Genomic DNA, 24379 nt, shown 5'->3' on the forward strand with positions numbered 1-24379 from the left:
GGGTCGACCCCGTGGCGTTCGACTACGATTTGATCGTGTTGGGAGCCGGGCCCGCAGGCGAAAAAGGCGCGGTGCAGGCAGCGTACTTCGGAAAGCGTGTGGCCATCGTCGAGTGCGCGAAGGAGCCGGGCGGCGCCGCCGTGCACACGGGCACCCTTCCCTCGAAGACGCTGCGCGAGACGGCGCTGTTTCTCTCGGGTTACCGGCAGCGGGACCTTTACGGCGTCGATGTTCGTCTGAATCGCGAACTCGCCGTGCCCAAGCTGTTGTCCCGCAAGGATGCGGTGCGCGACTTGGAGGTGGCGCGCATCCGCTGGAACCTGGAGCGCCATGGCGTGGAGATGCTGCGCGGCGTGGCCCGCTTCATCGATGCGCACACGGTCGAAATCGTGCAGCTCGGCGGGCCTCCACGCACCTTGACGAGCGAGTTCTTCCTCGTGGCGACCGGCTCGAAGCCGCACCAACCCGCAGACATTCCTTTCGATGACGAAGACGTCGACGACTCCGACACGGTGCTGCTCATCGATCGACTGCCGCGGACGATGACCATCGTGGGCGGCGGCGTCATCGGCTGCGAATACGCGACGATGTTCGCGGCGCTGCAGGTCAAGGTGACCCTCATCGAAGGCCGCGGGCGGCTGCTGCCGTTCTTGGACTTGGAAATGGGCGAACGCCTGCGGGCCGCGATGAACGGCCTGGGCATCGAGATCATCTTGAACGCGAAGACGAAGAAGGTCGCGCGCCTCGAAGGCTGCGGCATCCGGTGCGAGCTGGAGTCGGGGCCCGTGATCGACTGCGACAAGTTCCTCTTTGCGGCGGGGAGATCCGGCAGGACGGAAGATCTGCGGCTCGATCGGGTGGGCGCGAAGATCGACAAGCGCGGCTACGTTGCGGTGGACGACGACTACCGCACCGAGGTGCCGAGCATTTACGCCGCGGGCGACGTCATCGGTTTTCCGGCGCTGGCCTCGACGTCGATGGAGCAGGCACGCGTGGCCGTGTGCCACGCCTTCGGCTTCACCTACAAGCGGCAGGTGTCCCACGTACTTCCATACGGCGTGTACACGATTCCGGAGGTGAGCTGCGTCGGGCTATCCGAAGAAGCCTGCACGGAGCAGAAGATCCCGTACGCCGTCGGGCGCGCGTTCTACCGCGACAATGCGCGCGGCAAGATCGTGGGCGACAAGGACGGCGTGATCAAACTGATCTTCCACGCCGAGACGCGCGAGCTCTTGGGATGCCATTGCATCGGAGATCGCGCGTCCGAACTCGTTCACATCGGGCAGGCGCTGCTGATGGGCAAGGGAACGGTGGATACTTTCATCGAGATGGTCTTCAACTACCCAACCCTCGCCGAAGCCTTCAAGTATGCTGCATACGACGCGCTCGCGCGTCTCGCGAAGACGCCCGCGAAGGATCCACCGAAGGTGCCAGTGCCGTAAGAACCACCGCGAGGGCCACGACCACGCCGAGGCCTCCGCGCAAGGTGAGGTGCTCGGAGACGAAGCCGATGCCCGGGGGGCCGACGAGAAAGCCGCTGTAGCCGAGGGTGGCCATCATGGAGAGGCCTGCCGCGGGTTCGACACCGGGAACGTTGCCGCTTGCTCGGAAGGCGGTGGGCATGACCACCGAGAGACCGAGGCCCACGCTGAGAAAGCCGGCGATCATCATGGACACGTTGTTGAAGAGAAGGCCAACGCCGAGCCCCGCCGCAACGAGCAAGCCGCCGTACCGAACGATGTCCACGGCGCCGAAGCGAACGGTGAGCCGGTCGCCCGCAAAGCGACCGATGACCATGGTGAGCGAGAAGGCCGCATAGCCAAGGGCCGCGACGGCCTCGCTGGTGTGGAGCATGTCCCGCATGTACACCGCCGACCAATCGCCCATCGCGCCCTCGCCCACCGACGAGCAAAACGCGACCGCGCCCAGCGCGACGAGGGTGGCATTGAGGCGCGCGCGCGGGGTGCCTTCGGGCTTTTTCTCCGGCACCGGAGCATCGGAACGCGGCAAGAGCGAGCGGCCGAAGACAAAGGCCAGCACGAGATAGAGGACGGAGGCACAGGTCAGGTGAACCGCCGGGGTCAGCCCTTGCGAGGCGGCGAGCGAACCAATGCCGGCCCCGGCGAGACCGCCCACGCTGAAAAGCGCGTGGAGCGATCCGAGGATCGGTTTTGCAAGCCGCTGTTCGACGTCGACGCCGTGCGCGTTCATGCTGACGTCCAAAAGCCCCGTCGAAAGGCCAATGGCAAACAGGCCGAGCGCGGTGAGCAGTGAGGTCGGCGTGAAGCCGGGAAATGTGACGGCCACGCACATGAGAAAGGCACCGACTTGCGTGGTGCGGCGATTCCCGTAGCGGGCAATCAGCGGCGGTGCGATGCGGAAGGAGAGAAGAGCCCCGATCGCCACGGCCAAGAGGAGTAATCCGAGATCCCGATCGCCAAGTCCGAGTCGGTCGCGCATGGCCGGAATGCGCGCTACCCAACCGGCATACGCGACCCCAAGAAGGAAAAACATCCCTCCCACGGCTGTGCGTGCCCGCTTGGCTCGGGTTAAGCCTGCTTCGTCTGGAAAATCGATCATGTCAGGCACAAACATGCACCACATCGCTGTCCGTTCAAGGACTTTCGTGCTAATGTACGCATAACCATGCAGAGTGAGGTCCCCAAGTCAATGTTGACCGAGGAGCGCCGCCGCTGGATCGTGGCGGAGCTCGAGCGGGAGGGCAAGGTCGTCGCGTGCGAGTTGAGTCGCGTGTTGGAGGTGTCCGAGGACACCATCCGGCGTGACTTGCGCGAGCTCGCAGCGGAAGGGCGCGTGCAGCGCGTGCATGGGGGCGCGCTGCCAGCGCCCCGTATCAGTGCGAATTACGCGGTACGCGCCACGCAATCGACCTCGACGAAAACGACCTTGGCGCGCGCCGCTGCCACCTTGGTTCGTCCGTCGAACGTCGTGCTGGTCGACGGTGGCACGACCAACGTCGAGATCATGCGCCATCTCGCGCCGGACTTGCATGCGACGGTGGTGACGAACAGCCCGCCGGTCGCGGTGGCGTTGGCGGACCATCCTCACATCGAGGTGATCGTGCTTGGGGGCCGCATGTTCAAGTCGTCGCGCGCCACGGTCGATGCCGTCACACTCGAAGGGGTGCGTGGCGTGCGCGCGGACCTGTGCTTCCTCGGCGTGTGCAGCGTGCACCCCGAGACGGGAGTCTCGACGTTCGATTTTTCCGAGGCTCACATCAAGCGGGCCATGGTGGCCTCGTCCGCGGAGGTCGTGGCGGTGGCGCTTTGCGAGAAGCTCGGCACGGCCGCGCCTTATGTGGTGGGCCCCCTGACCGAATTAACGCAACTCGTGACCGAGGCGAGCGTCTCGGACGAGGCGCTCGCGCCCTACCAGGCAGCGGGCGTGACCGTGCTTCGAGCCTGAGGTCGCGCTCGAGACTCTCGGGGGGTGTCCTGGGACAGGGGGCAAACTGTCCGGGACAGGTATGACGGGCAGTAGAGTGCGGTGTTTCCCGATGAATCGAAGGCATGAGGGGTTGGCCCCGGACTGGCAATGAGCCCGTTCGAACCTCTCACTGCTTGAAGGAATTCATCATGAACACTCGTTTCTCATTCGGGGCGCTTTGTCTTTTCATGGTTGCATCGCTGACGATCGGCTGCGCGGGATCGTCCGGCGATGCGGATGTCGAACTGGCCAATGCCGAGGCGGAGCTGCAGACGAATGATTTGACGAAGGAGCAATCCGCCGTCGCACTCAAGCTGCTGGACGACATCTGCGGCGATACGTGGTGCGAGGGCGAGTACAACTGGCACTTTCCCAAGATCGTATGCCGGTTCGCCCAGCCCTCGTGCACCGTCACCTTTCGTGTGACGACCTACGACGATCCGCCGAAGAACTACACGCGATGGTGCAAGGTTCGGGACCTCGGCCGCTTCGAGGATCTCGTGCAAACAGCACCGAACGGCTACCAGTCGCTGAACGATACCTTCTACGACAAGGTGTCGGCGTGCATCTCGCGCATCGAGGACGATCTCCGGACGCCTTAGATCACAAGGCAGGTCATTTGACCGTCCCCAGGTCGACGAAGGCGTGGTCGGCCATCACCACGAAGGGTCGCTCCTCGAAGGTGATGTTCCCACTCCCATCGTGATCCAAGATCTCCAGCTTGCCCATGCCGTAGCCCATCGGGCCTCGTGAGTAGTAGTGCGCTTGCAGTTTGTACGGGGCAGCCCGTGCGCTGCGGGGCGCGCGGATGGTAAAGCACTCGGGCCCGTAGCCGGTGGTCACGTCGGCATACAGCTCACCGCCGCTGGCCAGCTGGGGTCGCGAAAAGAAGGCATGGCCACCCCGCGCGTCGCGGATATGGAAATCCACGTCGTTGGCGTCGGTCTCCCAATTCAGCACGAAACGGAGCGAAGGTCGCGATTCGAGCGTCCCACCGGCCGCACGCAACCGTTTGGTGATCTCCTCGCGGAGGTCGGGCTCGGCGCGTATCCATGCGGCCGCGATGAGGCCAAGGTCTTCCCGCAGGATGCGCTCCACGCCCGCGAAGCGTCCGTCCGGATAGCGTCGTTTGGCACCGGCCGCGGCGACGGCAAACGCCTCGGCGAAGTTCCCCTTTCGTAGGTGAGCGAACGCCAGAAGGCGGTGGCTCGCCGGATGATCGGGACGCTCCTCCTTGGCCTTGAAGTACGTATCGATCGCGAGCTCCAGGGCACCGGGGGAACGCAGGCGCTCCAGTCGCTCACCGGCGAAGCGACGCAAGTCGGCACGCGACGGAAAAAGATCGATGAGGGAGCCATAGCTTCGCGCCGCGCGCGCAACGTCACCGCGCGCTTCCAAGGCTTCGCCCAGGGCCACCAGCGACATGACGTCACCCGGTGCGTTGTCATGCATACGGGTGGCCGCCTCGAGCGCGCGCTTCGCGTCGTTTTTCGCGATGGCGTCCATCACCTCGCGGAAGTTGCCGGTGTACGGGTGGACCTTGCGCACCGGTACATCGTCTTCATCGGATGAGGCCCATCCCGTAACAGGAACTCGAGGACGAGGCCGTGCGATGCGCGGCATCGAGGGTGCCCGGAAGATTGGCTCGACATCGGCTGGCGGCGCCGGTGACGACGTGGATGAACTCGGAGACGGCGCCGCACCCGACCATGGCTCGTCCATTTCGGTCACCGCATGGGGCTTTGCTTGGGGTGGAGGCGGCGGCGGCGGGGCGTCCATGACGCCGTTTGGTGCCGATGCAGAACCACCGTGTCCACCACCCATGGCGCTCGAGCCGCGTCCAGGCCGCGGTGCCGCCAAGTCGCTCTTCTTCTCGGCCTCCTCGACCGGTGCGGCGCGGGGATCGTCCACGACAACGCTGGCCGTGGCGGTCGGACTCGGTTTGGCCTTGTTCTTCCCGAGCCACGCTTCGCCGCGGTGCTCGAGGATCACGTGACCGTCGCGGATGGCCAGCAGGTTCCCCGGGGCCTTGCGGTCGATGTCGAAGCGGGCGTAGTCGGCATCGGTCTCCAGGACCAGGAGCGAGGTGTACGGAGACAGAACGCGGTGGCGCGTGGAGAGCTCGATGACGCGGCGGCGCGCCACGTCGTCTTTTGGGCCCTCGGCGTGGGCGAGCACGCTGGCAATTTTTGCCTGAGCCCACGTGTGCTCGAGCAGCGGGGCGTCCACGTTGCGAAGCTCCGCGGTGGTGGGCGCGGCCTGCCCGATGCGGATGCGCACGGGGCTCTCCTCGGGCACCTCGGCGTAGACGAGTCGCTCGTCGCCGGGTTGCACGCCGTCGAGGCGCTCGGGCCAGACCCACGTGGCGCCCTCCACCTGGACGGAGAGCCCCGATTGCGCGGTTCGCGTGAGCCGCTTGGCCAGCGCGTGCACGTCGCGCGCACCATCGACGACGACGCCGTCGTGCGGCAAGGCGCCGCTCGTGAGGCGCGCGAGGGCCGCATCGTCGCGGATGCCACCGACGGCCACGGCGTCGAGCCGTTGCACACCGGCATCGCGCAGTCGGGCCGCGGCGGCGGCGAGCTTCTCGCCGTCGCTCGAGCCAGCGGTCGCGACGCCATCGCTCACGACGACCACGCGGCGGATCTCGTGGGCATTTTTGGCAACCCAGGAGAGCGCGTCCTCCAAGTTGGACGCGCCGAGGGCGCCCCGTGCGACGAGCTTCGCGGTGGCCTGCGTTCCATACCCTGCGGCGTTGCCGTCGTAGATGGACTCGATGTCTTGATCGAAGGCCGCGACGACGAGGCGTGCGCTTGGATCCCCGCCCGAGGCGATTTCGCGAGCCAGGCCCTCGACGAGGGCGGCTTGGTCGGCAAAGCCGAGGGCACGCGATGCGCTCGTGTCGACGAGAACCAAGGTGCCGCCTTCGAAGGGCTCGGGGCCGGCGCTGGCGAAAGGACGCACGCGCGCGAGGACGATGCGACCGCTGCGTACTCCATCGCGGCGGAGGGTCGCCGGCGCGACGACGACGTCCTCGGTCGGCGGCGCCTCGCCGCGCCGTTTGCGCTCTTGCAACGCCTGCCCCTCACCTGCACGCGACACGGTGACGTCGAGATCGTCCACCGCGGGCAGGCCCGTGAGGGGATACACGTAGCCCGCCCCCGGCGCGAGCTCCTGCGCGTACGCCACGAGGATCTCCTTGATTTCGCGCGCGGGAATGGGGAACACGCGCGCGGAGAACGCATTGGGCGCGGCTTGCTCGAGCAGCGCCGGGTCCTGCTTGCGGTGGAGAAAATCCTCGTACACGACCCGGGCGCGAGACTTTTCGACCATCTCGGCCTCTTGCCAGCTCTCGCCGATTTTCATCGCGAAGCGGCTCACCGTGGCGCCGGGAGGCAAGGTGATTTCGAAGCGCCCTTCGAGGGTGCGATTCTCGGGGTTCTCGAAGGCGAGGCGCACCTCGGTGTAGGCGAGCGGCTCGTCCAGAACGGCGCGCGCCTTGAGGCGCGTCAGCTTCAAGCCCGTGCCGTCGGTCGCCGTGAGGCGCAGCGGCGGAACGTCCTTGGGCCGCGGCAGCGGCTCCTCGACGATGGGCTCAGCGGCCAAGAGCTCGGCCGCCCGCGACCGTTCGTCCGTCGAACCACGCGAGCTTTGCGCAGTTCGACAGCCGGCGGAGGTTGCGAGGGCGGCCGAGACGAGGAGAAACGGCAGTAGGCGGCGCACCCAGCGTCATACGCTCGGCCCGCCGCGAAAGATCTGACGCGCGTTACTTTGCCGCGCGCGGATTCCCCTCGGCGTCGAAAAACTCGGGCTTGGGCAGGCCTTCGACCTGCGCGAGCTGCGGCAACACCTTCGCTTGAGGCCCCACGATGACCACGATGGCGTCTTTGGGATGAAAGTAGCGCTGGGCCACGCGGTCGAGGTCCGCTTTGGTCGCACTGTCACGCCGGAGCGCCGCCTCGGCCTCGTAGGTCGCGGGCAATCCCAGCGCCGCGTCGTTGCCCAGCAAGGTGGCGGTGCTCGAGACATGCTCGTACGCCTGCACCACGTCCACCCGGGCCATCATGCGCGTCAAATCGACTTCCGCCGGCGTGAGGCCCTTCGTCGCGTACACCTCGGCATCGTTGAGCATCGCCTTCACGGCATCACCGGTGTTCTCCGTATGAACCGCAGACGATAGCCCGATGGTCCCTGCCTGCCGCATCGCCGAGACCCGCGACCCTGCGCCGTAGGTCCAGCCGTGCTCCTCGCGCAAATCGAGGTTCAACCGCGATGTGAACGAGCCGCCCAGCGCGATGTTCGCCCGATCGGCCAACACGGCGTCGGGCTCCGACACCGTGGGGCCCGGCCGCACGATCGTGATCTGCGACTGCGGCGCATCCGCACGATCCACGACGATGAGCCGCGAGCGTGCGCCCTTCGGCTCTGCGGCCGGCGCGGCCTTTGCGGCGGGTGCCGCGGCCGGCGCCTTCCAGCCGGCAAACGCCTTGTCGAGTGCCGCCGTCAGCTCCGCGCGCGTGACGTCGCCCACCGCAACGATTGTCGCTTGATCAGGGCGCCAGTTCGCCTGATAAAAGCGCTTCACGCGCGCGAGATCGATCTTCGCCGCCGAAGCCAAGGTCCCCGACACCGGGTGGCCATACGGTTGATCCGCACCGTGGAGCGCGGCCGACGCGACCACCGAGGCCACCGCCCGCGGATCGCGGGTCCGCGACTTGAGGTCGTTGGTCCAAAGCTCGTGCACCCGCTTCCACTCCGTGGCATCGAAGCGCGGACGCGTGACGACGTCGGCGAGAAGGTCGAACGCCGGCGCCAAATTTCGCTTGAGAACGAAGAGCGAAACCCCGCTGCGATCCGTCCCCGCGGTGGCACTCAACGACGCACCCAATTGATCCACCGCACGCGCGAGCTCCAGCGCGCCGCGCGAACCTGCGCCCTCGTCGAGCATGTTCGCCGTCGCCCACGCGAGGCCCCCCTCACCCGCCGGATCGCTCGCCGACCCGATGGGAAGCGCGACGTCGATCGCCACCATCGGCAGGGCGTGACGCTCGAGGAGCCACACCGTCATGCCGTTCGCCGTGCGGAAAACCGCCGGCGCGGGCGGCGTGAACGGCGGGGGCGGATCGACGTTGGGGCGCGGCCCCAAAGGATCGGCCTCGGCGGCCGGTGCAGCAGGCACCGGCTTCGGGGGAGCCACCGCGGGCGGCTTCGTTTCCACAGTCTCGCCGCCACATGCGGCCGCGAGAACGGTGGCGAGAAGCAGCGCGTGTTTCACGTATTTGAACGTCACGGTTTTTTCCCTTTCGGCACGACACGAAGGATCACGCGGGCATCCGGACGAAGCCACTGCTCCGCCACCGCGCGAATGCCATCCGCAGTCGCTTTGCGGTACCGCTCGAGATCGCGCTCCGCGTAGTCGGGCGTCCCGACCTCCGCCTGGTACATGTTGAGGATCGAGGCCCGCTGCTGCACGCCCTCGAGGCGCGCGACGAAGTCGGTCTCCACCACGTTCTTGACCCGGGTGAGCTCCTCCGCCGAAACCGGCTTGGTGCGCGCCCGCTGAAGCTCGGCATCGATGGCCTTCTCGATGCGCTCCAGCGGCACGCCCGGCCGGGCCAACACGCCGACCACGAACCGCGACCCGAGCGTACCGGACTGCTGCACGGCCTCCACGCTCTGCGCGATCTTCTGCTCGTACACGAGCGCCTTGTACAAGCGACTCGCCTTGCCACCGGCAAGCACGTTGCCGAGCAGATCGAGCTCACCGTCGCCGGGCGCGAAGTGCTTCGGCGTCTGCCACGCCATGATGACCTTGGGCAGCTCGACCTCGTCCTCCAAGGTCTCGCGCACCACCGTCTTCAAGCTCGAGGCACCTTCCGGAAATCCCGGGGACTTCGGATCTTTGGGCGCACCGCGCGATGGAATCGACTCGAAGTACGTCTTGATCCGATCGAGCGTCTCCGCCGGCCCGAAGTCCCCCGCCACGACCAACGACGCGTTGGCGGGATCGTACCAGGTGGCGAAAAACTCCTTCACGTCCTCGACGGTCGCCGCCTCCAGGTCTTCGTGCGAGCCGATGACCGGGTGGTGGTACGGGTGCCCCTCGGGATAGAGCAACTCGGGCAGTCGGAATTCGACTTTGCCGTAAGGCGTATTCTCGCCGGTCTGCCGCCGCTCGTTGCGCACGACCTCGCGCTGCGCATCGACCTTCTTCTTGGTCATGAGCGGCCCCAGATCGCGCAGCCGATCGGCCTCGAGCCAGAGCAAGAGGGGCAGAATCGTCTTGGGGCCGACATCGAAGTAGTCGGTGCGATCTTCACTCGTCCACGCGTTGTTGCTTCCGCCGGTGGACTCCATCCATTGGTCGAATGCGCCGGTGGGCGCACGCTTCGTCCCCATGAACATGAGGTGCTCGAACAGGTGCGCGAACCCCGTTCGCTTCGGCGCCTCGAACCGCGAGCCGACGTTGTACGAGACATTGACGGCCACGAGCGGCAGCGAATGATCTTCGCTCAGGATGACCGTCATCCCATTTTTCAATTTGTGCACGGCGTGCGGAATACTGATTCCATCGGCCGCCGCCGTGCCCGTGACGAGCCCCAGCGCAGCCACGAGCACGCCTTGTAGTGCGAATCGTTTCCCGAGCATGCCGGCACGGTAGTTCGACCGGGTCCGCGGTGTCGACCCCCGTGGTATATTTGGCTCTATGGCACAGCCTGCAGTTACCATCCAACCCTCGCCGAAGCGGCCGATGACCATCGAGGAGTGGGCCGACATGCCGGAGGACGAGCCGGGCGAGTTGGTCGATGGATACCTGGAGGAAGAAGAAGCGCCGGACTTCATTCACGAGGCTATCGTGTCATGGCTATTTCGAGTGCTAGCGAATTGGCTCGTTCCACGCGGCGGGCGCGTCTTCGGCTCCGACGCCAAGTACCGGCTCACGGAGCGTCGAGGACGAAAACCGGACCTGGCCGCGTACCTTCCCGGTAGCCAACTACCGGGCGGACGTCGCGCGGCGACGCGCGTCCCGCCGGACATCGCGGTCGAAGTCGTCTCACCGGCAGCTCGTGATCGGCGGCGGGACCGCGTCGAGAAGACCACCGAATATGCTCAATTCGGGGTCCGTTACTATTGGCTCATCGACCCGGAGGCACGCACCCTCGAGATCTTGGAGCTTGGCACGGATGGCCGCTACGTGTTGGCACTCACCGCCGCAGATGGCGCCGTGTCCTCGGTTCCGGGGTGCCCCGAGCTATCCCTCGACTTGGATGCCCTCTGGGCGGACATCGATAGCCTTCCCCAAGACGAAGACGAGCCCGCCCCCTAATCACCCCCGCGCGAGGCGCGCGCGGACGTGGCTCACGAGGAGCTCCAGGGCGACGCGGTTCTCGCCGCCCTCGGGCACGATGATGTCGGCAAAGCGCTTGGACGGCTCGACGAAGGCCATGTGCATGGGGCGCACGGTCTCGTAATACTGCTTTCGCACTTGCGCGAAAGTACGGCCACGGTGCTCGAGATCGCGGCGGATGCGGCGCATCAAGCGAATGTCCGCGTCGGTGTCGACGAAGAGCTTCACGTCGAAGTGCGCCCGCAGGCGCTCGTCGGCGAGCACCAGAATGCCCTCCACCACGATGACCGGCACGGGCTCGACCCGCGTCAGCTCGGGGGCGCGATCGTGGCGCGAGAAATCGTACGTCGGTCGATCGATGTGCGTCCACGCGCGCAGCGCTTCCAAATGGCGCGCGAGAAGATCCATCTCGAGCGCGTCGGGATGATCGTAATTGACCCGCTCGCGCTCCTCGAAAGGCAGGTGCGTCTGCGAACGGTAATAATGGTCTTGCTCCACGAGGAGCCCCGAGCCGGGCGGCAGCGCCTTCAGAATCGCGCGCGCAATGGTGCTCTTGCCGGAACCCGAGCCACCGGCAATGCCTAGAACGAGAGGCGGTGCATTCATCGATTCGTTACTGCAGCAAAGGGTTCAACCGCGCGTTCCCACGTCGACCGATCCACGTTGCGGCCCGTGAGGAGCACGACCAAATCGCCGCCGCGCACACCAAGAGCCGAGGCCACACGCTCGCGCGACGGCAGCAACAGCGGCGCGAGTGCCACCGCCGAGCTGCCCTCCACGAGCAATCCCAAGTCGCGATAAACGTAGTGCATCGCCTGTGCGATGGCATGCTCCGTCACCACCATGACGCCACCAATCGCCGAGCGCGCGCGCACGAAGGCGTCGTCCGGAATGCCGCCCGAGAGCCCATCGGCGAGCGAGGGGCCCTGCGGAATGAAGCGCTCGATCGCCTCGCCGCGCTCCAGGGCATCGGCCATCACCGGCGACACATCGCTCTGCACGCCCCACACACGCGGCACCTGACCCGGCGTCTCCCCCGCGGCATCGGCCAGCGCCCACGCCACCCCGGTCGCGAGCCCGCCGCCACCGAAGGGCAAAAGCACATGCTCGGGCACGTGCCCCAGCACCCGCGCCAGCTCGTAGCCGAGCGAGCCTCCGTTGCCGGCGATGACATTCAAATCATTGTACGGCGAGATGAACGGAAGGCCCTCGGCCTCGGCCATCGAGATCGCCATCGATTCCGCGTCGTCGTAATGCGGCGTCGGCCCGAAGCGCAGGTCCACCCCGAAGCGCGCGATGCGCTCGCACTTCGCCGCGGGCGCGCCCTTGGGGACGACGATGGTCGCGCGGACGCCGAGGACCGAGGCCGCATAGGCCATGGCCGCACCGTGGTTACCTGCACTCGCCGCCACCACGTGCAACCCGGCGCTGCCGCCCGCGCGCTTGATGCACGCATCGATGGCCACCAGTGCACCGCGAACCTTGAAGCTCCCGGTCTGCTGCAGCGACTCCACCGCGTACCACACGCGCGTCTGGCCCGAGGCATCGACCCTCGCATCCAGATCGGCCGCACGCACCACGGTGACCTCGCGCAGGTGCGCCGTGGGAAAGCGCGCCGCGAGGGGTCGGATGTCGTCGAAGAAGGCCTGATGGATCGCCGCCGTTTCCTTGGCGACCGGTGCAAAAGGACGATCGGTGATGACCGGACGAACCGGCACCACGCGCAAGCGTGCCGCTTCCTCGGAGGCTAACGAGGACATTTCCGCACTCCCCACTTCGGCTGGCATCGGACTTCTCAGGGCTTCTTCGCGGCCATGAGCCAGAGCAGCGGGCGGCGGTAATTCGTCACCATCTTGTCCGCCGGGACCTCGTGACCGAGGCCGCTCACGATGTTCATGCGCACCGGGATCTTCGCATCGCGAAGCATCTTCTCGACGCGCTTCGTGTTCTCGGCCACCTCGTCGTTCTGGCCCGTATAGAGGTAAACGCGCTGGATGCGTTTGCGGCCTTCCTCGAGCAGGTGCTTGTTCTCTTCGCCCCACCAATACTGATCGTTGGCGGCCAGAATGAGCCAGCGGTCCCACGTGCGCGGGTCCTTGATGCCCACCTGCATCGCAATGAACGAGCCCTCGCTAAAGCCGATGAGGACATTGTTACGAAGCTGCACGCGCGACTTGTACTTTGCACGCAATGCCTGCACCACTGCGTCGATGGTGCTCTTGCCGGCAATCGGGTTGTTCCCCCAGCCACGCGCACCGCCGCCGCGATCTTCCGGGCCCTGCGGGCAGACGACCCACCCGAACTGCGTCGCCACGCGCGCCCACTTGCGGCAGTCTTCGGCGGGGTTGCCGCCGCGCCCGTGCAAGAACATGAGAATCGGCTGCTGGCCGCGCACGCTCGGCTGGTAGTAAAACGCGTCGGCGTGACCGGGCACGTCGAGCTGCAGCGGATCGTTTGGTCCGGCGCCCTTGGCCCACGCGCGCGGCGCGCCGATGAACGAAATGGCCGCAGCCGCACACGCGGAGAGCACGACCCGGGTGAGAAAGCTTAAGCGCATCACCGGGCCCGAGGATATTCAGCTACGAAATTTGGGCAAGTAGATGGTGACCAATGTCTTGCCCGAGGGTGGCCGCGTCCGCCTCCGAGGTCGGCCACTGGAGCGTCCGTTCAGTCTTCCGGCACGACGATCCATCGGGCCGCGCGATGAACGCGCGCACGTGAAGGCGCCCGCTTTCCGTACGAACGGCGTACGCGGCGATGGGCGTACGGCAGTCGCCCTCGACGGCGATCATCACGCCGCGCTCGACAGCAACGCAAATTCCCGTCTCGGCGTCGTGCAGCGGCGCCAGGTAGGCCCGCGTCGCTTCGTCTTCCTCGCGGCTCTCCAGGCCGAGCGCCCCCTGCCCCACCGCCGGAATGGACACGTCCGGCTCGAGCACCTCGGTCGCACGCGCCTCCAGCCCGAGTCGCACCAGGCCCGCCCGGGCGAGCACGATGGCATCGACCTCGCCCGCGTCGACCTTGCGCAGCCGCGTATCGACATTGCCGCGCAAGGGGACGACGTTCAAATCCGGCCGCGCCGCCTTGAGGGCCACCATGCGCCGCAGGCTGCTCGTACCCACGCGGGCCCCCGACGGAAGCGCCTCGAGCCCGCCATGGCGCGGCGCCACGAGCACGTCGCGCGGATCCTCGCGGCGGGGAACGCACACGAGCGCGAGCCCGGGCGGCACGATACCGGGAACGTCTTTGATGGAGTGCACCGCGAAGTCGGCCCGCTCGTCCAGGAGGCGCTCCTCGATTTCCTTCACGAAGAGCCCTTTGCCTCCAATTTCCGACAGCGGGCGGTCCTGAATTTTGTCCCCGCTGGTGACGACTTGCTCCTCCACGAAGTCGACGTTGGGGTGAATCGCTTTGAGCTGCGCCACGACGGCGCGGCACTGCGCGAGGGCAAGGGCGGATTTTCGGGTGGCGTAGACCAGGCGCATTCGGGAACTGCTACTTCTAATGCGGGACGCGCTCGTCGTCATCCGCCGTTTCGTGATGCTCGTCGCGCGGCATGCGCCCCCGCGTCTCTTCCGTGATGCGCGGCATCTCGGGAAGATCGAACAGATGTTTGAGCGCCTTCACGTGCTCTTCGCTCTCCGGGCCATTCGCGGCTCCCGCTTTGAGCCGCGTCGTGGGCGCGTGCAGCAGCTTGTTCACCGCGCTTTCCATCATCTGCTCGAGTGCTGCTCGATCGCCCTCGCCCAGGTGCTTCAGCCGCCCGGCCAAGGTCCGTTCGAGCTCACCCAACAGCACCGCCCGCGTCTTGGCTCGCAGCGCCACCACCGCCGGTTGCACATCGAGGCTTCTCGCCCATGTGACGTAATCCGACAGCTCCGCGTTGACGATACCTTCGGCCAGCGACACCTCTTTCTGGCGCGACTTGAGGCCTTCCGCGACTTGCTCCTGAAGATCGTCGACATTGAAGACGTACACGTTGTCCAAGCCATGCACGTTCGGGTCCACGTTGCGCGGAACCGCAATATCGATGAAAAACAGCGTGCGGCCTTTGCGAGCCCGGCGCACGCGTCGGACCATATCGGCCGTGATCACGTAGTTGGTCGCTCCAGTGCTGGTGACCACCACGTCCGCGCCGACCAATTCTTCCTCGAGCGCGCTCCACGGAGCGGCCGTCCCCCCGACGCTCGTCGCGAGGGCCTGCGCATTGGCCAAGGTGCGGTTCACCACGCGGATCCCTTTGCCGCCTTTTCCAAGGCTTTTCGCCGCGGCTTCCGCCATTTCGCCCGCGCCCACGAGCAGCACGGTATGCCCCGCGAGATCGCCGAAGATCCGGCGCGCGAGATCCACCGCCACGCTGCTGATGCTGACCAACCCGGCCCCGAGGGCCGTCTCGCTGCGCACACGCTTGGCCACCGTAAAGGCGCGATGCACGCATCGCCCGAGCAGGTGCCCCAACGTGCCCGCGGCCAACGCGGCGTCGTACGCGTCCTTCACCTGGCCGAGGATCTGCGGCTCGCCCAGGACCATTGAATCGAGGCTGGCGGTGACGCGGAAGATGTGGCGCACCGCATCCTCGCCGTGCTTCTCGTAAAGGTAGGGGGCGAGATCCGACGGGGTAACACCGGCGTATTCCGCCAGTACCTCGCGAATCGCAGCCATCGCCCGTTTGCGTCCGGTCGAAGGGTCGCCTGCGGCGTTGGAAAAAACCTCGACCCGGTTGCACGTCGAGAGAAACAGCGTTTCTCGAAGCTCGGGACGGGCCGATAGGCGCGCAAGCACCTGCGGCAAGGCATCCGAGTTGGCGGCAAAACGCTCGCGCACGTCCACAGGTGCGGTTCGATGCGAGAGTCCAAGAACGAGAATCGACGTCACAGCTTTAGATCCCGGAGAAAGCCTGCAAATCGTGGACCGGCAACGGCCCTCGGAGGAGGTAGATGAGAAGCACGAGAACGGCGAAGCCAAACCCTGCGATCGTGCCGTAGGCCGCCCGCCGACCGCGCCAACCGGCGACCGCCCGAAGTACCAGCACTGAGGCAAACAAGATCCAGGTGAGATAACTGAACGCGGCCCGCGCCATCTCCGCGGAGCCCGTGGCCTCCATGCGACGTGCCCACACGGTTCCCGTGAGGATCCCAATGGTCAGCAGCGGAAAGCCCGACATGAGGAACACATGCTCGGCCTTGTCGAGGGCATCGAGCGGCGGCAGGCGCTGAAAGAGGCCGCCCACCCGCTTCGTCTTGAGTCGATTTTCCTGCACGAGGTACGCAACCGCTGCGCAAAAGGCCAGCGTGAACAAAGCTTCTCCCAGCAAGTTCACCGTGACGTGCAGAGGCAAAATCGCGCTGCGGATCCGCGCCGTGGGCTCCTGGCTCCCGATGGCGGCGATGCGCGATGCGAGCAAGAACGTCAGCGCCAACGGCGACACCAGAGCCCCGAGTCCATCGATGCGGTACCGACGGCGGGCGACCAAGTACACCGCGCACGCGAGCATCGAGAGGAGGCTCATGCCGAAGTGCATCTCTTCGACCGGCCACATGTTGAGAACCAGCGACGAAAGCAGGATATGCCCTGCGTGCAGCAGCGCCCCCACGAGCACGAACTGCGGCGCCGACGTCACCATCTCGTCCATGCGGCTGCCATGCGCGCCCGCGAGGTAACGGATGAAGAGCACCGTTGCCACGAGGTAGCTCGCCGCTGTGAGGACGAAGAAAAAGTCGGACGCGATGGCCATCGAGGTTTCAGCCGGGATCTATTTTAGGGTCCGCAACAAAAAGCGGGCGAGTAGGTCTTCATCGGTTTTGGGCTCATCGCCATCGAAATCGGGCCCGCTGGCGCGTGCCGCCGCCCGATCGACCGACGCGACGTGCTCGTCGAACGTCCCGATGGGTGCGCCCAGCCAACCCGGCTCCACGTCGTAGGCGTTGTCCCCCAGGATCATCGAGTTCTCGAGCAGCTCGGCACCGAATTCCTGAAGGAAAACCTTGGACTTCACCCGCCCCACGAGATCGTTCGCGTCCTCGGATCCGGTGACTTCCCGCACCACGTGCACCGCTTCCGCCAGCTGATACCGTCGCGCTTCACCAATGATGGTGAGCTCCGTCCCGCGCAGGTCGACGGCTCCCCCGATGAGCCACTGGTCGAGTGCGCTTTGCGGGAAGAAGACCCGATTTTGCATTCCTTCGACTATACCGCTTTTTCCCAATGGATTTTCTCGCCGTGTACGAAGCCTTGGTGACTTGCAGCGGCTCCCCCCGCTTCGCAAGCCGGGTTAAGGAAATGCGGCGATTTTTCGAGGAGCGCACCGGACCGTTTGGGCCGGACGACGCCTGGTTCGAGGTGCGAAGCCGCGCTTTTTGGGATGATGCCCTGACGACACCCGGCTTTGCGGCCACGGTTGTGCCAGCCCTCGAGCTGCCCCAAGCCTCGCTCGAAACCGCCCGCAACTGGGTGAAGCCCTTGGAGCGGGCCCACCGGGGACTTTTTCGCGCGGGGCCGAGCGAAGGCGGCTGGAAGCTCGTCGACCTCTGGTCCGGTGCCGAGTTCGTCGTGGGCGATCCCGACTCGGGGCTGCACGAGGCGCTGGCGGCCGCGAGTTTGCTCGATGGCCGCGTGGTTGCGCGCAACAGTCCACTCGAAGTCGCCCTGCTGCCGGGTGCACTGTTTCACCCGGCCGATGCCACCGATCCCATCGGCCACGTGCTGGACGCCGCGCACGAGCGGGGAATGAGCACGGGCGAAACGTTGGATGCGCTCTTGCGCATGGAGAGAAATCTGCGATCGCATTCGCGGGTGAAGGCGTCGTACGCGTACCGCGCGGAAAGTTTGAAGCCCGCCAAGAAATCTTGAGCCAAAAAGAAACTACGAGAAGAGGTAAACCAACGCCGTGCCGCTACCGCCGACCTTCGAAGTTCGCCTGACCGAAAAGCGCCAGCTCTCGCCGGCCGTTCGTGAGCTCACCTTCGAGCGCCAAGATGGGGCGCCCTTCGCGTTCGAGGCCGGTCAGTGGATCAGTCTGATCCTGCCACGTGAGGATGGCGAAATCCGACGCAGCTATTCGATCGCGTCGCCACCGACGACGACGTCGAGCTTCCAACTCGCCATCACCCACGTGCAAGGCGGTCCTGGCTCCACGTACCTCCACGACCTCACGCCCGGCTCGACGCTCCGAGCGGTGGGGCCGCAGGGCTTCTTCACCCGGCCGCTCGACAAGACCGGGCCGTCGCTGTTCGTGGCCACGGGAACCGGCGTCACGCCGCTGCGAAGCATGATGCACGCTGCGAAAGCGGCAGGGCACACGTTGCCGATGTGGCTCGTGTTCGGCGTGCGGCACGAGGACGACATTCTCTACCGCGACGAGTTCGAAGCATTGGCCCGTGAGCACACAAATATCCGCTTCGAACCGACACTTTCGCGCGGAAGCGAGATGTGGGGCGGACGTCGCGGTTACGTGCAGACGCACATCCCGGAGCTTTGGAGCGAGCTTGCGGGCCTGGGTCTCGGCGTACCGCACACGTACATCTGTGGCCTGAAGCGAATGGTCAGCACCGTCCGCGATCTGTTGCGCAAAGAGCTGAACGCCACCCGCGAACAGGTTCATTCGGAGCGGTACGATTAGGATCTCGTAAATCCGAACTCAGGGGGGCGTTTGGGGGCAGACATCCGTACATCGAAAGGGGATACTTTACGTACGGCCTCTCACAAGGCAGATTCAACTCGAGAAACCCATGGTTGCGCCCCGCCGAAAGCTCGATCTCAGGAAGACCCTCTTCCTCCTCCCCAACATGATCACGCTTTCGAGCATTTTTTGCGGATTCGATTCCATTCGAATCAGCGCACGTGCTGGGGCGGACGGGGACGATTTCTACCGCGCGTCCATTCTTCTGGTCTTCGCGCTGTTCTTCGACCTGCTCGACGGCCGCGTCGCACGGCTCACCAAGACGCAGAGTGCATTCGGTCTGCAGATCGATTCGCTGGCGGACGTCATCTCGTTCGCGGTTGCGCCTGCCATTCTCGTCTACAACTGGTCGCTCTATCAGAAGGGCACGCTCGGGCTCGTGGTGGCCTTTGCGTTCGTGGCCGGCGGTGCCGTCCGGCTGGCGCGCTTCAACGTGCTCACCATGGGTGAGGGCGGCAAACCGACGAAGCCGGGCAAGTACGTCGTGGGCCTGGTGGTGCCGGGTGCGGCGGGCATTTTGATTTCGCTGGTGGTGGCCAACCACGCCGTGGAGGGCGCGCTTTCGGGGCCCAAGTACGTGTGGGCCATCATGGTGCTCACGCTGTTTTTGACCTTCCTGATGGTGTCGACCATCAAGTTCCGCTCGTTCAAGGACCTGCGGTTCAACGCGCGTTCGGTGGCGCTGGTGGCGTTTGCCGTGGGCTCCAGCGTGGTGGTCTCGCTGCGCTACAAGCCGGCGTTCGTGCTCATCTGGTTGCTCTCGTTCTACGTGGCCATCGGCTTCTTCGAGATGTTCCTCTCGTTGCCGAAGCGCCGCCGCGAGCGCGCCAAGGCCCGTGCGAGCGCGCCGCCGACGACGTAACATCTCGTCCCGCTTATGCTGGACGAGATTCATTACTACCGGGAGCGGGCGCGTCAGGCGGCTGCCCGCGGAAACTATGACGATGCGATTCTGGCGCTGATCACCATCGCGCAGCAGACGCAAATCTCCGAAAACGAGTACGTCTCCATCCTGCGGCCCCTGGAAGCCGCCATGTCGAAGCGCGGCGATGCGCGCAGTGCGCTGACGGTGCAGTGGTACCTGTCGCAGTCCGAGCGATCGCAGTCCGAGCGCAGCGGTCGCGGAATCGATGGCGGGCTCGGTTACGATTTGCGCCTGCTGCAAGAGGTGCCGCACGTCGATCGGGCGCGCACCATGGCCGCCGCCGGCGATGTGGCAGCGGCGGGGCGCGAGATGGAAGAGGCGGGGCTCGTGGCCGCGGCAGCCATTTACCGCGAAAAGGCGGGGCAGTGGCAGGAAGCGCGCGCACTCTGGTCGCGCCTCTCGCAAGTGCTGCGTGGTCCGCGCGGGGCCGGCGGAGCTGCACCCGAGCGAGGCATGCGCAATGCGGACGCGTACCATGCGGCGCTCGCGCAGTTCAACCTCGCGCGGTGCGCGAAGCAATGCAACGACGCCGGACAAGCGCGCGATGCCATCGTGGCCGCGGTGCGCTTGCTGGAAGAAGCCGCGGACCACTTCGAATCGGTGGGACAGCGCGAGCGGGCCTTCGACTGCTTCCAGGTGCTCGTTCAAATCGGGCGCGAAGGAGGCATGTTCGAGAACATCCTCGAGGGCTACGTCAACTGCATCCGCATCCTGCGCGAAGATCACCTGAAGTACTTCGCGCTGCAGTACTTCGAGGATGCGCTCTCCGTCGCCAAAGAGCACAAGGAGTACTCGGCTGCGGCCACGCTCGCGCGCGAGGCCGCCGAGTATGCGCGCGCGCTGTCCTTGCACTCGGCGAGCACGTACTACACGACGGTGCAGGCGGAGCTGTGGCACGACGTGGCCGTGCAGCAGATCGAGCGTGGCGGCCCGCCCGAAATCGCCGAAAATGCGCTGCTCGCGGCCATCGTTTCTCTGGGTGAGCTCGGGCAATTCGTTCGCGTCGGGGCGTTGTACGAAGAGCTGAGTCGCATGGACCTGGAGCCGGTGCGCAAGGCGCATTATGCGCGCGCGGCGGGGCGCTATGCCGGGGTGCGCGACGAGATGCTCAATGCGGCGCAACTTCCCTCCCATCTGCGACAGGACAACCACGTCACCGAAGTGTGGCACCTCGATCTCGTGGAGTGGGAGCAGCAGGGGAGCGCCGCGGAGGCTTGCGCGGACCTCTTGCTCAACCCTGCCCTGCCCGACTTGATCCGGCGCAAAGCGCTGCTCACGCGCCTCACGGCGTTTGCCGTCGAGCCGGTGCCGACGAGCGGTGCCATCATGAGCGATGGGCCGAGCGATGCCGCGGCAACGAATGCGCGCGTACGGCTGTGCGAGCAGCTTTCGCAACTGCAGATGTACGCGGTGCTGTCACCGCTCGAGCGGCTCTTCACGCGGCCGGAGCGTCAGGTTCGCGTGGCGGTGATGACCGCGATGCAATCGCTGTTCTTCAAGCGGAGCTTCGTCACCGTTCGCGCGGGGCTCACCGATCCGGATCCTGCCGTGGTCGAACATGCGGCACGTGCGGTGGAGTCGCTCTATTTCCCGCATGCGTTCGACCCGCTCGCGCGCATCGTGCGGGAGTCATCGCAAGCGCCCATTCGTGCGGCTGCGCTGCGTGCGCTCGCCCACGTCGATTCACGTGAAGCCGCGGAGTTCCTTTTGGGCATCCTAGAGCACGGCGCGCCGATCGATCGGCATGCCACGTTGGAAGGGCTCAAGCGCACGCGCGGCGCGCGATTCGTAGAGCTTGCGCGTGCATCCATTACTTCGAGCCCGCCCGACGTACAGCATGCGCTGCGCGAGATTTTGCGCGCGCGCGGTATCGCAGCTTGAGGATAGGCTCGTCACATGAACCATCGTTCTTCTCTCTTGGGACTCGCGTGTACCCTCGTTCTGCCGCTCTTCGCGGTGGCCGCATGCTCGTCGTCGTCCTCCGATTCGAACGACGATGTCAGCGCCGACAAAGCGGCCACCGACGCCGCCAGTGCGATTTGCGATGCACTGCAGAAGTGCTCCCCCGTGTTGATTCAGGTCGCGTACGGCGACGTGGCCACCTGCAAGACGCGCCAGAAGCTCGGTTTGCAGCCGGCCTTGTCGGCCAATGGCACCAGCCTCACGCCATCGAGTTTGGCGGCGTGCGCGCGGGACCTCGCCGGCACCACGTGCGAGCAGCTCACCTCACGCAACATTCCCGAGAGCTGCCGCACCAAACCGGGCAAGCTCGCCGATGGCGCGGCCTGCGGCTCGGACCAACAGTGCCAAAACCGGCTTTGCCGCAAAGAAGCCACCTCCACGTGCGGCGCGTGCAGCAAGCTCGGGGCCGCGGGTGACAGTTGCAAGATCAACGAGGAGTGCGACTTCGGCCTCGGATGCGCCAATGGAAAATGCCGCGCATTCCAGGCGGCGGGCCAAAGCTGCGATGCGAACCAACGCTGCAATCCGACGCTCGCATGCAAATCGGGGACGTGCGGAACCCCCGCCGAAGCCGGCCAGGCGTGCACCACGGTGGGCCTCGACAGCGAGTGCTACGCCGCCAAGGGCGTCGCATGCGGCTTGAAGAGCAACTGCATCCAGATTCAATTCGCGGCCCCAGGACAAGCGTGCGGCGTCGTCGACGAGAACTTCGTCAGCTGCGCCGGCGGAGGCAGGTGCACGGCCCCTACGGCGAAAGGCACTTGCGTCGCGCCCGCCGCCGACGGTAGCCCATGCGAGGACGACGTGGATGGCCCCGGGTGCGTGGCACCGGCGCGCTGCATCGGCAAAGTCTGCAAGCTCGACGATCCCAGCGCCTGCAAGTAGGCACGAGGAATGGTAAAACGGGCGCGATGAGCCACCACGCCCGCGGTCAGTTCCACGTCACCAAAAATGCGCAGCCGCCGTACGACACGGACGACGGTGTCATCCTGGGTCGCACGACGATTCAGAAGCAGTTCGAAGGCGATCTCGAAGGCACCAGCGTGGTCGAGATGCTCAGCGCGATCGCGCCGGTGCCCGAATCGATGGCCTACGTGGCCATCGAGCGGGTGCGCGCCCGGCTGCACGGCAAGAGCGGCAGCTTCGTTCTGCAGCACACCGGCTCGATGAACCGCGGTGCCTCGTCGCTGACCATCACGGTGGTGCCCGACACGGGGACGGAAGCCCTGAAGGGCATCGCCGGCAGCATGACCATCGATTTCGTCGATGGTCAACGCACTTACGCTTTCGACTACACGCTGGCCGACTGACATGGGACGAACCCTTCGCAGGCTTGGCTTCATCGCTTCCACCGCGGCCCTCGCAGGGCTGACCATCGTCGCGTGCGGCGACGACGACAAGGGCTCACAGAACACGCCCGGCAACGATGGGGGCGCGCCCACGGATGCTCTGGTCGACAGCACGTCGCACTACGTGGTGCCCGATGCGTCGTGCGAAATCGTCATCGACGAGTATCCGTTGCTCGCATCGCCGCACGTTCCGAAGAGCAGGGAAATCGCTTACAACTCGAACCCGCCGTCGAGCGGCCCGCACGATCAAGACTGGGCGGCGTTCCAGGAGTTCACCGATCCGGTGCCACAGCGAAACTACGTGCACGATCTCGAGCACGGTGCCGTGGTGTTCCTCTACCGGTGCGATCTCCCCGGCGCCGGCGATTGCAACGCCATCACCGAGCTATTTCGCTCCACGGTGAGCGGCCTGCCGGACGATCCCATTTGCGCGAACGAGACGAAACGCGTGCGCACCGTCATCACGCCCGATCCGCGGATCGACGTGCCCATTGCGGCCACGGCGTGGGGATGGACATACCGCGCGCGCTGCATCGACCCTGCGAGCCTCGCCGCCTTCGTGCGCGATCATTACGGCCAGGGCCCCGAAGTGCTCTGCCGCCCCGGAGTCGATCACTTCTGAGCGTTGCCCGGCGCATCGCCAGGCCCGGTGGGCCCGCCATGACCGGGCCCATAGCCGTGCGATTCGTCGTAGCCGTGATCCGGCTGCTTCTCGATTTTCGTGCGGGCGGGGTGCTTTCGCGTCGGCGGCTTCGACTCGGGATCGCAGGTCGCGCTATCGTGATCCGGTTCCGGCCGGCTTGGCTTGGGTCCAGCTTGAACGGAGGGCATCCCGCATTCGATGCCCGGGCGCGCGGTCGCGTTGCGAGAACTAACCGGGCCCGTCCGAGGCTTCTTTCTCCGTGGGAATGGCCCCGTCGAATCCCAGCGCAAACGTGCTGTCGTGCAGGGCAAGTGCCTCGACGATGCGGCCGCGCACGGCTCGGGCGAAGTCGGTCACGTCCTCGAACTGGGCGGACGGAACCGGCTCGAGCACCTCGACGGTGAGCTCGGCGGTGGCCGCGAAGGTGGTGCCATGCTTCGGAATGAGGGCGTGCCCGCCGTGGATGGCAATGGGCACGACCGGAACCCCGGCCTCGTAGGCAAGGGTGAAGGCGCCGTGTTTGAACGGCTGCACGCGTCCGTCGCGCGAGCGGGTGCCCTCGGGGAACATCATGATGCTCATGCCGTTTTGCAGCAGCGTGCGGCAGCGATCCATCATGGTGCGCGTGCTGTTCGCATCGCCGCGCACCAGCGGGATGTACTGAGAGAGCCACATGTTCCAGCCGAGGATCGGCAGGTTGAAGTTCTCGCGCTTGGAGACCCACTTGAACTGACGGAACAACGTGAAGAGCAGCACGATGTCCGCAATGGAGGTGTGGTTCGCCGCCATCACGTAGGCCTGGCCGGGCTTGATGCGGTCGCGATGGATCGTGCGCACCTTCCATCCGGGATAGAAGACCGCGTACATGCTCGCCCAAGCGCACGACCACATGTGGTTGATGCGGCGCTGACGATCGAACGGTGCAGTCAGCACCCAGAGGACGACGGCGACGAGAAGGCAGAGCACCGACGTGAGCCCGAGGAAGGTCCAGAGAAGGTACGTGACGATCTTGCGCGACATGGTCACC

At 65.9% G+C, this 24379-nt stretch carries 24 protein-coding genes; 11 read left to right on the plus strand and 13 right to left on the minus strand.

Annotated features, from left to right (window positions below):
* The first annotated feature begins 11 nt into the window (after positions 1-11).
* A complete protein-coding gene (gene sthA / locus LZC95_40950; protein ID WXA92804.1) occupies positions 12-1442 on the plus strand; it encodes a Si-specific NAD(P)(+) transhydrogenase in 1431 nt (476 codons plus the stop codon).
* Here sthA and LZC95_40955 read toward each other — a convergent pair.
* Complete coding sequence (locus LZC95_40955) at positions 1363-2514, minus strand: MFS transporter (GenBank protein ID WXA92805.1); 1152 nt, start codon at positions 2512-2514, stop codon at positions 1363-1365. The two genes, sthA and LZC95_40955, sit on opposite strands and share 80 nt — an antisense overlap.
* A 132-nt stretch (positions 2515-2646) precedes the next feature.
* Between LZC95_40955 and LZC95_40960 the strand changes: the two genes are divergently transcribed.
* Positions 2647-3426, plus strand: coding sequence for a DeoR/GlpR family DNA-binding transcription regulator (locus LZC95_40960; GenBank protein WXA92806.1), 780 nt, complete (start codon positions 2647-2649; stop codon positions 3424-3426).
* Between the two features lie 170 nt (positions 3427-3596).
* Positions 3597-4049, plus strand: a complete 453-nt coding sequence (locus tag LZC95_40965; protein WXA92807.1) for a hypothetical protein — start codon at positions 3597-3599, stop codon at positions 4047-4049.
* Between the two features lie 13 nt (positions 4050-4062).
* Here LZC95_40965 and LZC95_40970 read toward each other — a convergent pair whose 3' ends face one another.
* From LZC95_40970 to LZC95_40980, 3 genes are read right to left on the minus strand one after another with little or no spacing between them, the layout of a single operon-like run.
* Positions 4063-7170, minus strand: coding sequence for a tetratricopeptide repeat protein (locus LZC95_40970; GenBank protein ID WXA92808.1), 3108 nt, complete (start codon positions 7168-7170; stop codon positions 4063-4065).
* Between the two features lie 43 nt (positions 7171-7213).
* Entirely contained in the window at positions 7214-8737 is a 1524-nt protein-coding gene (locus LZC95_40975; GenBank protein ID WXA92809.1) for an insulinase family protein, read from the minus strand.
* The gene (locus tag LZC95_40980; GenBank protein WXA92810.1) at positions 8734-10095 is read right to left on the minus strand and encodes an insulinase family protein; all 1362 of its coding nucleotides are present in this window, start codon (positions 10093-10095) and stop codon (positions 8734-8736) included. Before LZC95_40980 ends, LZC95_40975 begins: the two co-directional genes overlap by 4 nt.
* Positions 10096-10153: 58 nt before the next feature.
* Here LZC95_40980 and LZC95_40985 point away from each other — a divergent pair, with 58 nt between their 5' ends.
* Entirely contained in the window at positions 10154-10774 is a 621-nt protein-coding gene (locus tag LZC95_40985) for a Uma2 family endonuclease (GenBank protein WXA92811.1), read from the plus strand.
* On the opposite strand, the gene udk is transcribed toward LZC95_40985, so the two are convergent.
* Genes udk through LZC95_41020 form a run of 7 tightly spaced genes read right to left on the minus strand, consistent with a single transcriptional unit; the run spans position 10775 to position 16973 of the window.
* A complete protein-coding gene (gene udk, locus LZC95_40990) occupies positions 10775-11401 on the minus strand; it encodes a uridine kinase (GenBank protein WXA92812.1) in 627 nt (208 codons plus the stop codon).
* Positions 11398-12555 (minus strand): pyridoxal-phosphate dependent enzyme, encoded by a 1158-nt coding sequence (locus tag LZC95_40995; protein WXA92813.1) that lies wholly within the window; start codon positions 12553-12555, stop codon positions 11398-11400. The genes udk and LZC95_40995 overlap by 4 nt, the downstream gene beginning before the upstream one ends.
* Positions 12556-12590: 35 nt before the next feature.
* Positions 12591-13355: a hypothetical protein gene (locus LZC95_41000; GenBank protein ID WXA92814.1), complete on the minus strand. Its 765-nt coding sequence runs from the start codon at positions 13353-13355 to the stop codon at positions 12591-12593.
* Between the two features lie 19 nt (positions 13356-13374).
* Entirely contained in the window at positions 13375-14280 is a 906-nt protein-coding gene (hemC, locus tag LZC95_41005; protein ID WXA92815.1) for a hydroxymethylbilane synthase, read from the minus strand.
* Between the two features lie 16 nt (positions 14281-14296).
* The gene (gene hemA, locus LZC95_41010; protein ID WXA92816.1) at positions 14297-15670 is read right to left on the minus strand and encodes a glutamyl-tRNA reductase; all 1374 of its coding nucleotides are present in this window, start codon (positions 15668-15670) and stop codon (positions 14297-14299) included.
* Positions 15671-15674: 4 nt separating this feature from the next.
* Positions 15675-16529, minus strand: coding sequence for a cytochrome c biogenesis protein (locus LZC95_41015; GenBank protein WXA92817.1), 855 nt, complete (start codon positions 16527-16529; stop codon positions 15675-15677).
* An 18-nt stretch (positions 16530-16547) separates the two neighbouring features.
* Positions 16548-16973: a hypothetical protein gene (locus LZC95_41020; GenBank protein ID WXA92818.1), complete on the minus strand. Its 426-nt coding sequence runs from the start codon at positions 16971-16973 to the stop codon at positions 16548-16550.
* A gap of 101 nt (positions 16974-17074) precedes the next feature.
* Between LZC95_41020 and LZC95_41025 the strand changes: the two genes are divergently transcribed.
* From LZC95_41025 to LZC95_41055, 7 genes are all read left to right on the plus strand, one after another.
* Positions 17075-17644, plus strand: a complete 570-nt coding sequence (locus LZC95_41025) for a hypothetical protein (GenBank protein ID WXA92819.1) — start codon at positions 17075-17077, stop codon at positions 17642-17644.
* Between the two features lie 37 nt (positions 17645-17681).
* Positions 17682-18413 carry an FAD-dependent oxidoreductase gene (locus LZC95_41030; GenBank protein WXA92820.1) on the plus strand — a complete coding sequence of 244 codons (732 nt, stop codon included), beginning with the start codon at positions 17682-17684 and terminating at the stop codon, positions 18411-18413.
* A gap of 109 nt (positions 18414-18522) precedes the next feature.
* Positions 18523-19335 (plus strand): CDP-diacylglycerol--serine O-phosphatidyltransferase, encoded by an 813-nt coding sequence (gene pssA / locus LZC95_41035; GenBank protein ID WXA92821.1) that lies wholly within the window; start codon positions 18523-18525, stop codon positions 19333-19335.
* A gap of 15 nt (positions 19336-19350) precedes the next feature.
* Positions 19351-21279, plus strand: a complete 1929-nt coding sequence (locus tag LZC95_41040) for a HEAT repeat domain-containing protein (GenBank protein ID WXA92822.1) — start codon at positions 19351-19353, stop codon at positions 21277-21279.
* A gap of 15 nt (positions 21280-21294) precedes the next feature.
* Positions 21295-22245 (plus strand): hypothetical protein, encoded by a 951-nt coding sequence (locus LZC95_41045; GenBank protein WXA92823.1) that lies wholly within the window; start codon positions 21295-21297, stop codon positions 22243-22245.
* 26 nt (positions 22246-22271) lie between these two features.
* Complete coding sequence (locus LZC95_41050) at positions 22272-22670, plus strand: DUF3224 domain-containing protein (protein ID WXA92824.1); 399 nt, start codon at positions 22272-22274, stop codon at positions 22668-22670.
* A gap of 1 nt (position 22671) precedes the next feature.
* Complete coding sequence (locus tag LZC95_41055) at positions 22672-23331, plus strand: DUF3105 domain-containing protein (GenBank protein ID WXA92825.1); 660 nt, start codon at positions 22672-22674, stop codon at positions 23329-23331.
* On the opposite strand, the gene LZC95_41060 is transcribed toward LZC95_41055, so the two are convergent.
* Complete coding sequence (locus tag LZC95_41060; GenBank protein WXA92826.1) at positions 23322-23540, minus strand: hypothetical protein; 219 nt, start codon at positions 23538-23540, stop codon at positions 23322-23324. The two genes, LZC95_41055 and LZC95_41060, sit on opposite strands and share 10 nt — an antisense overlap.
* A 40-nt stretch (positions 23541-23580) precedes the next feature.
* Positions 23581-24372: a 1-acyl-sn-glycerol-3-phosphate acyltransferase gene (locus LZC95_41065; GenBank protein WXA92827.1), complete on the minus strand. Its 792-nt coding sequence runs from the start codon at positions 24370-24372 to the stop codon at positions 23581-23583.
* Positions 24373-24379: the final 7 nt, after the last annotated feature.

The sequence above is a fragment of the Sorangiineae bacterium MSr12523 genome, assembly GCA_037157775.1.
Lineage (GTDB): Bacteria > Myxococcota_A > Polyangia > Polyangiales > Polyangiaceae > Pendulispora > Pendulispora brunnea.

Bases quoted from the DNA above. Each gene is read 5' to 3' on its own strand.
- LZC95_40955 (WXA92805.1), bottom strand. From the start codon at position 2,514: ATGTTTTTCCTTCTTGGGGTCGCGTATGCCGGTTGGGTAGCGCGCATT.
- LZC95_40960 (WXA92806.1), top strand. From the start codon at position 2,647: ATGCAGAGTGAGGTCCCCAAGTCAATGTTGACCGAGGAGCGCCGCCGC.
- LZC95_40965 (WXA92807.1), top strand. From the start codon at position 3,597: ATGAACACTCGTTTCTCATTCGGGGCGCTTTGTCTTTTCATGGTTGCA.
- LZC95_40980 (WXA92810.1), bottom strand. From the start codon at position 10,095: ATGCTCGGGAAACGATTCGCACTACAAGGCGTGCTCGTGGCTGCGCTG.
- LZC95_40985 (WXA92811.1), top strand. From the start codon at position 10,154: ATGGCACAGCCTGCAGTTACCATCCAACCCTCGCCGAAGCGGCCGATG.
- udk (WXA92812.1), bottom strand. From the start codon at position 11,401: ATGAATGCACCGCCTCTCGTTCTAGGCATTGCCGGTGGCTCGGGTTCC.
- LZC95_40995 (WXA92813.1), bottom strand. From the start codon at position 12,555: ATGTCCTCGTTAGCCTCCGAGGAAGCGGCACGCTTGCGCGTGGTGCCG.
- hemC (WXA92815.1), bottom strand. From the start codon at position 14,280: ATGCGCCTGGTCTACGCCACCCGAAAATCCGCCCTTGCCCTCGCGCAG.
- LZC95_41015 (WXA92817.1), bottom strand. From the start codon at position 16,529: ATGGCCATCGCGTCCGACTTTTTCTTCGTCCTCACAGCGGCGAGCTAC.
- LZC95_41020 (WXA92818.1), bottom strand. From the start codon at position 16,973: ATGCAAAATCGGGTCTTCTTCCCGCAAAGCGCACTCGACCAGTGGCTC.
- LZC95_41025 (WXA92819.1), top strand. From the start codon at position 17,075: ATGCGGCGATTTTTCGAGGAGCGCACCGGACCGTTTGGGCCGGACGAC.
- pssA (WXA92821.1), top strand. From the start codon at position 18,523: ATGGTTGCGCCCCGCCGAAAGCTCGATCTCAGGAAGACCCTCTTCCTC.
- LZC95_41040 (WXA92822.1), top strand. From the start codon at position 19,351: ATGCTGGACGAGATTCATTACTACCGGGAGCGGGCGCGTCAGGCGGCT.
- LZC95_41045 (WXA92823.1), top strand. From the start codon at position 21,295: ATGAACCATCGTTCTTCTCTCTTGGGACTCGCGTGTACCCTCGTTCTG.
- LZC95_41050 (WXA92824.1), top strand. From the start codon at position 22,272: ATGAGCCACCACGCCCGCGGTCAGTTCCACGTCACCAAAAATGCGCAG.
- LZC95_41055 (WXA92825.1), top strand. From the start codon at position 22,672: ATGGGACGAACCCTTCGCAGGCTTGGCTTCATCGCTTCCACCGCGGCC.
- LZC95_41060 (WXA92826.1), bottom strand. From the start codon at position 23,540: ATGCCCTCCGTTCAAGCTGGACCCAAGCCAAGCCGGCCGGAACCGGAT.
- LZC95_41065 (WXA92827.1), bottom strand. From the start codon at position 24,372: ATGTCGCGCAAGATCGTCACGTACCTTCTCTGGACCTTCCTCGGGCTC.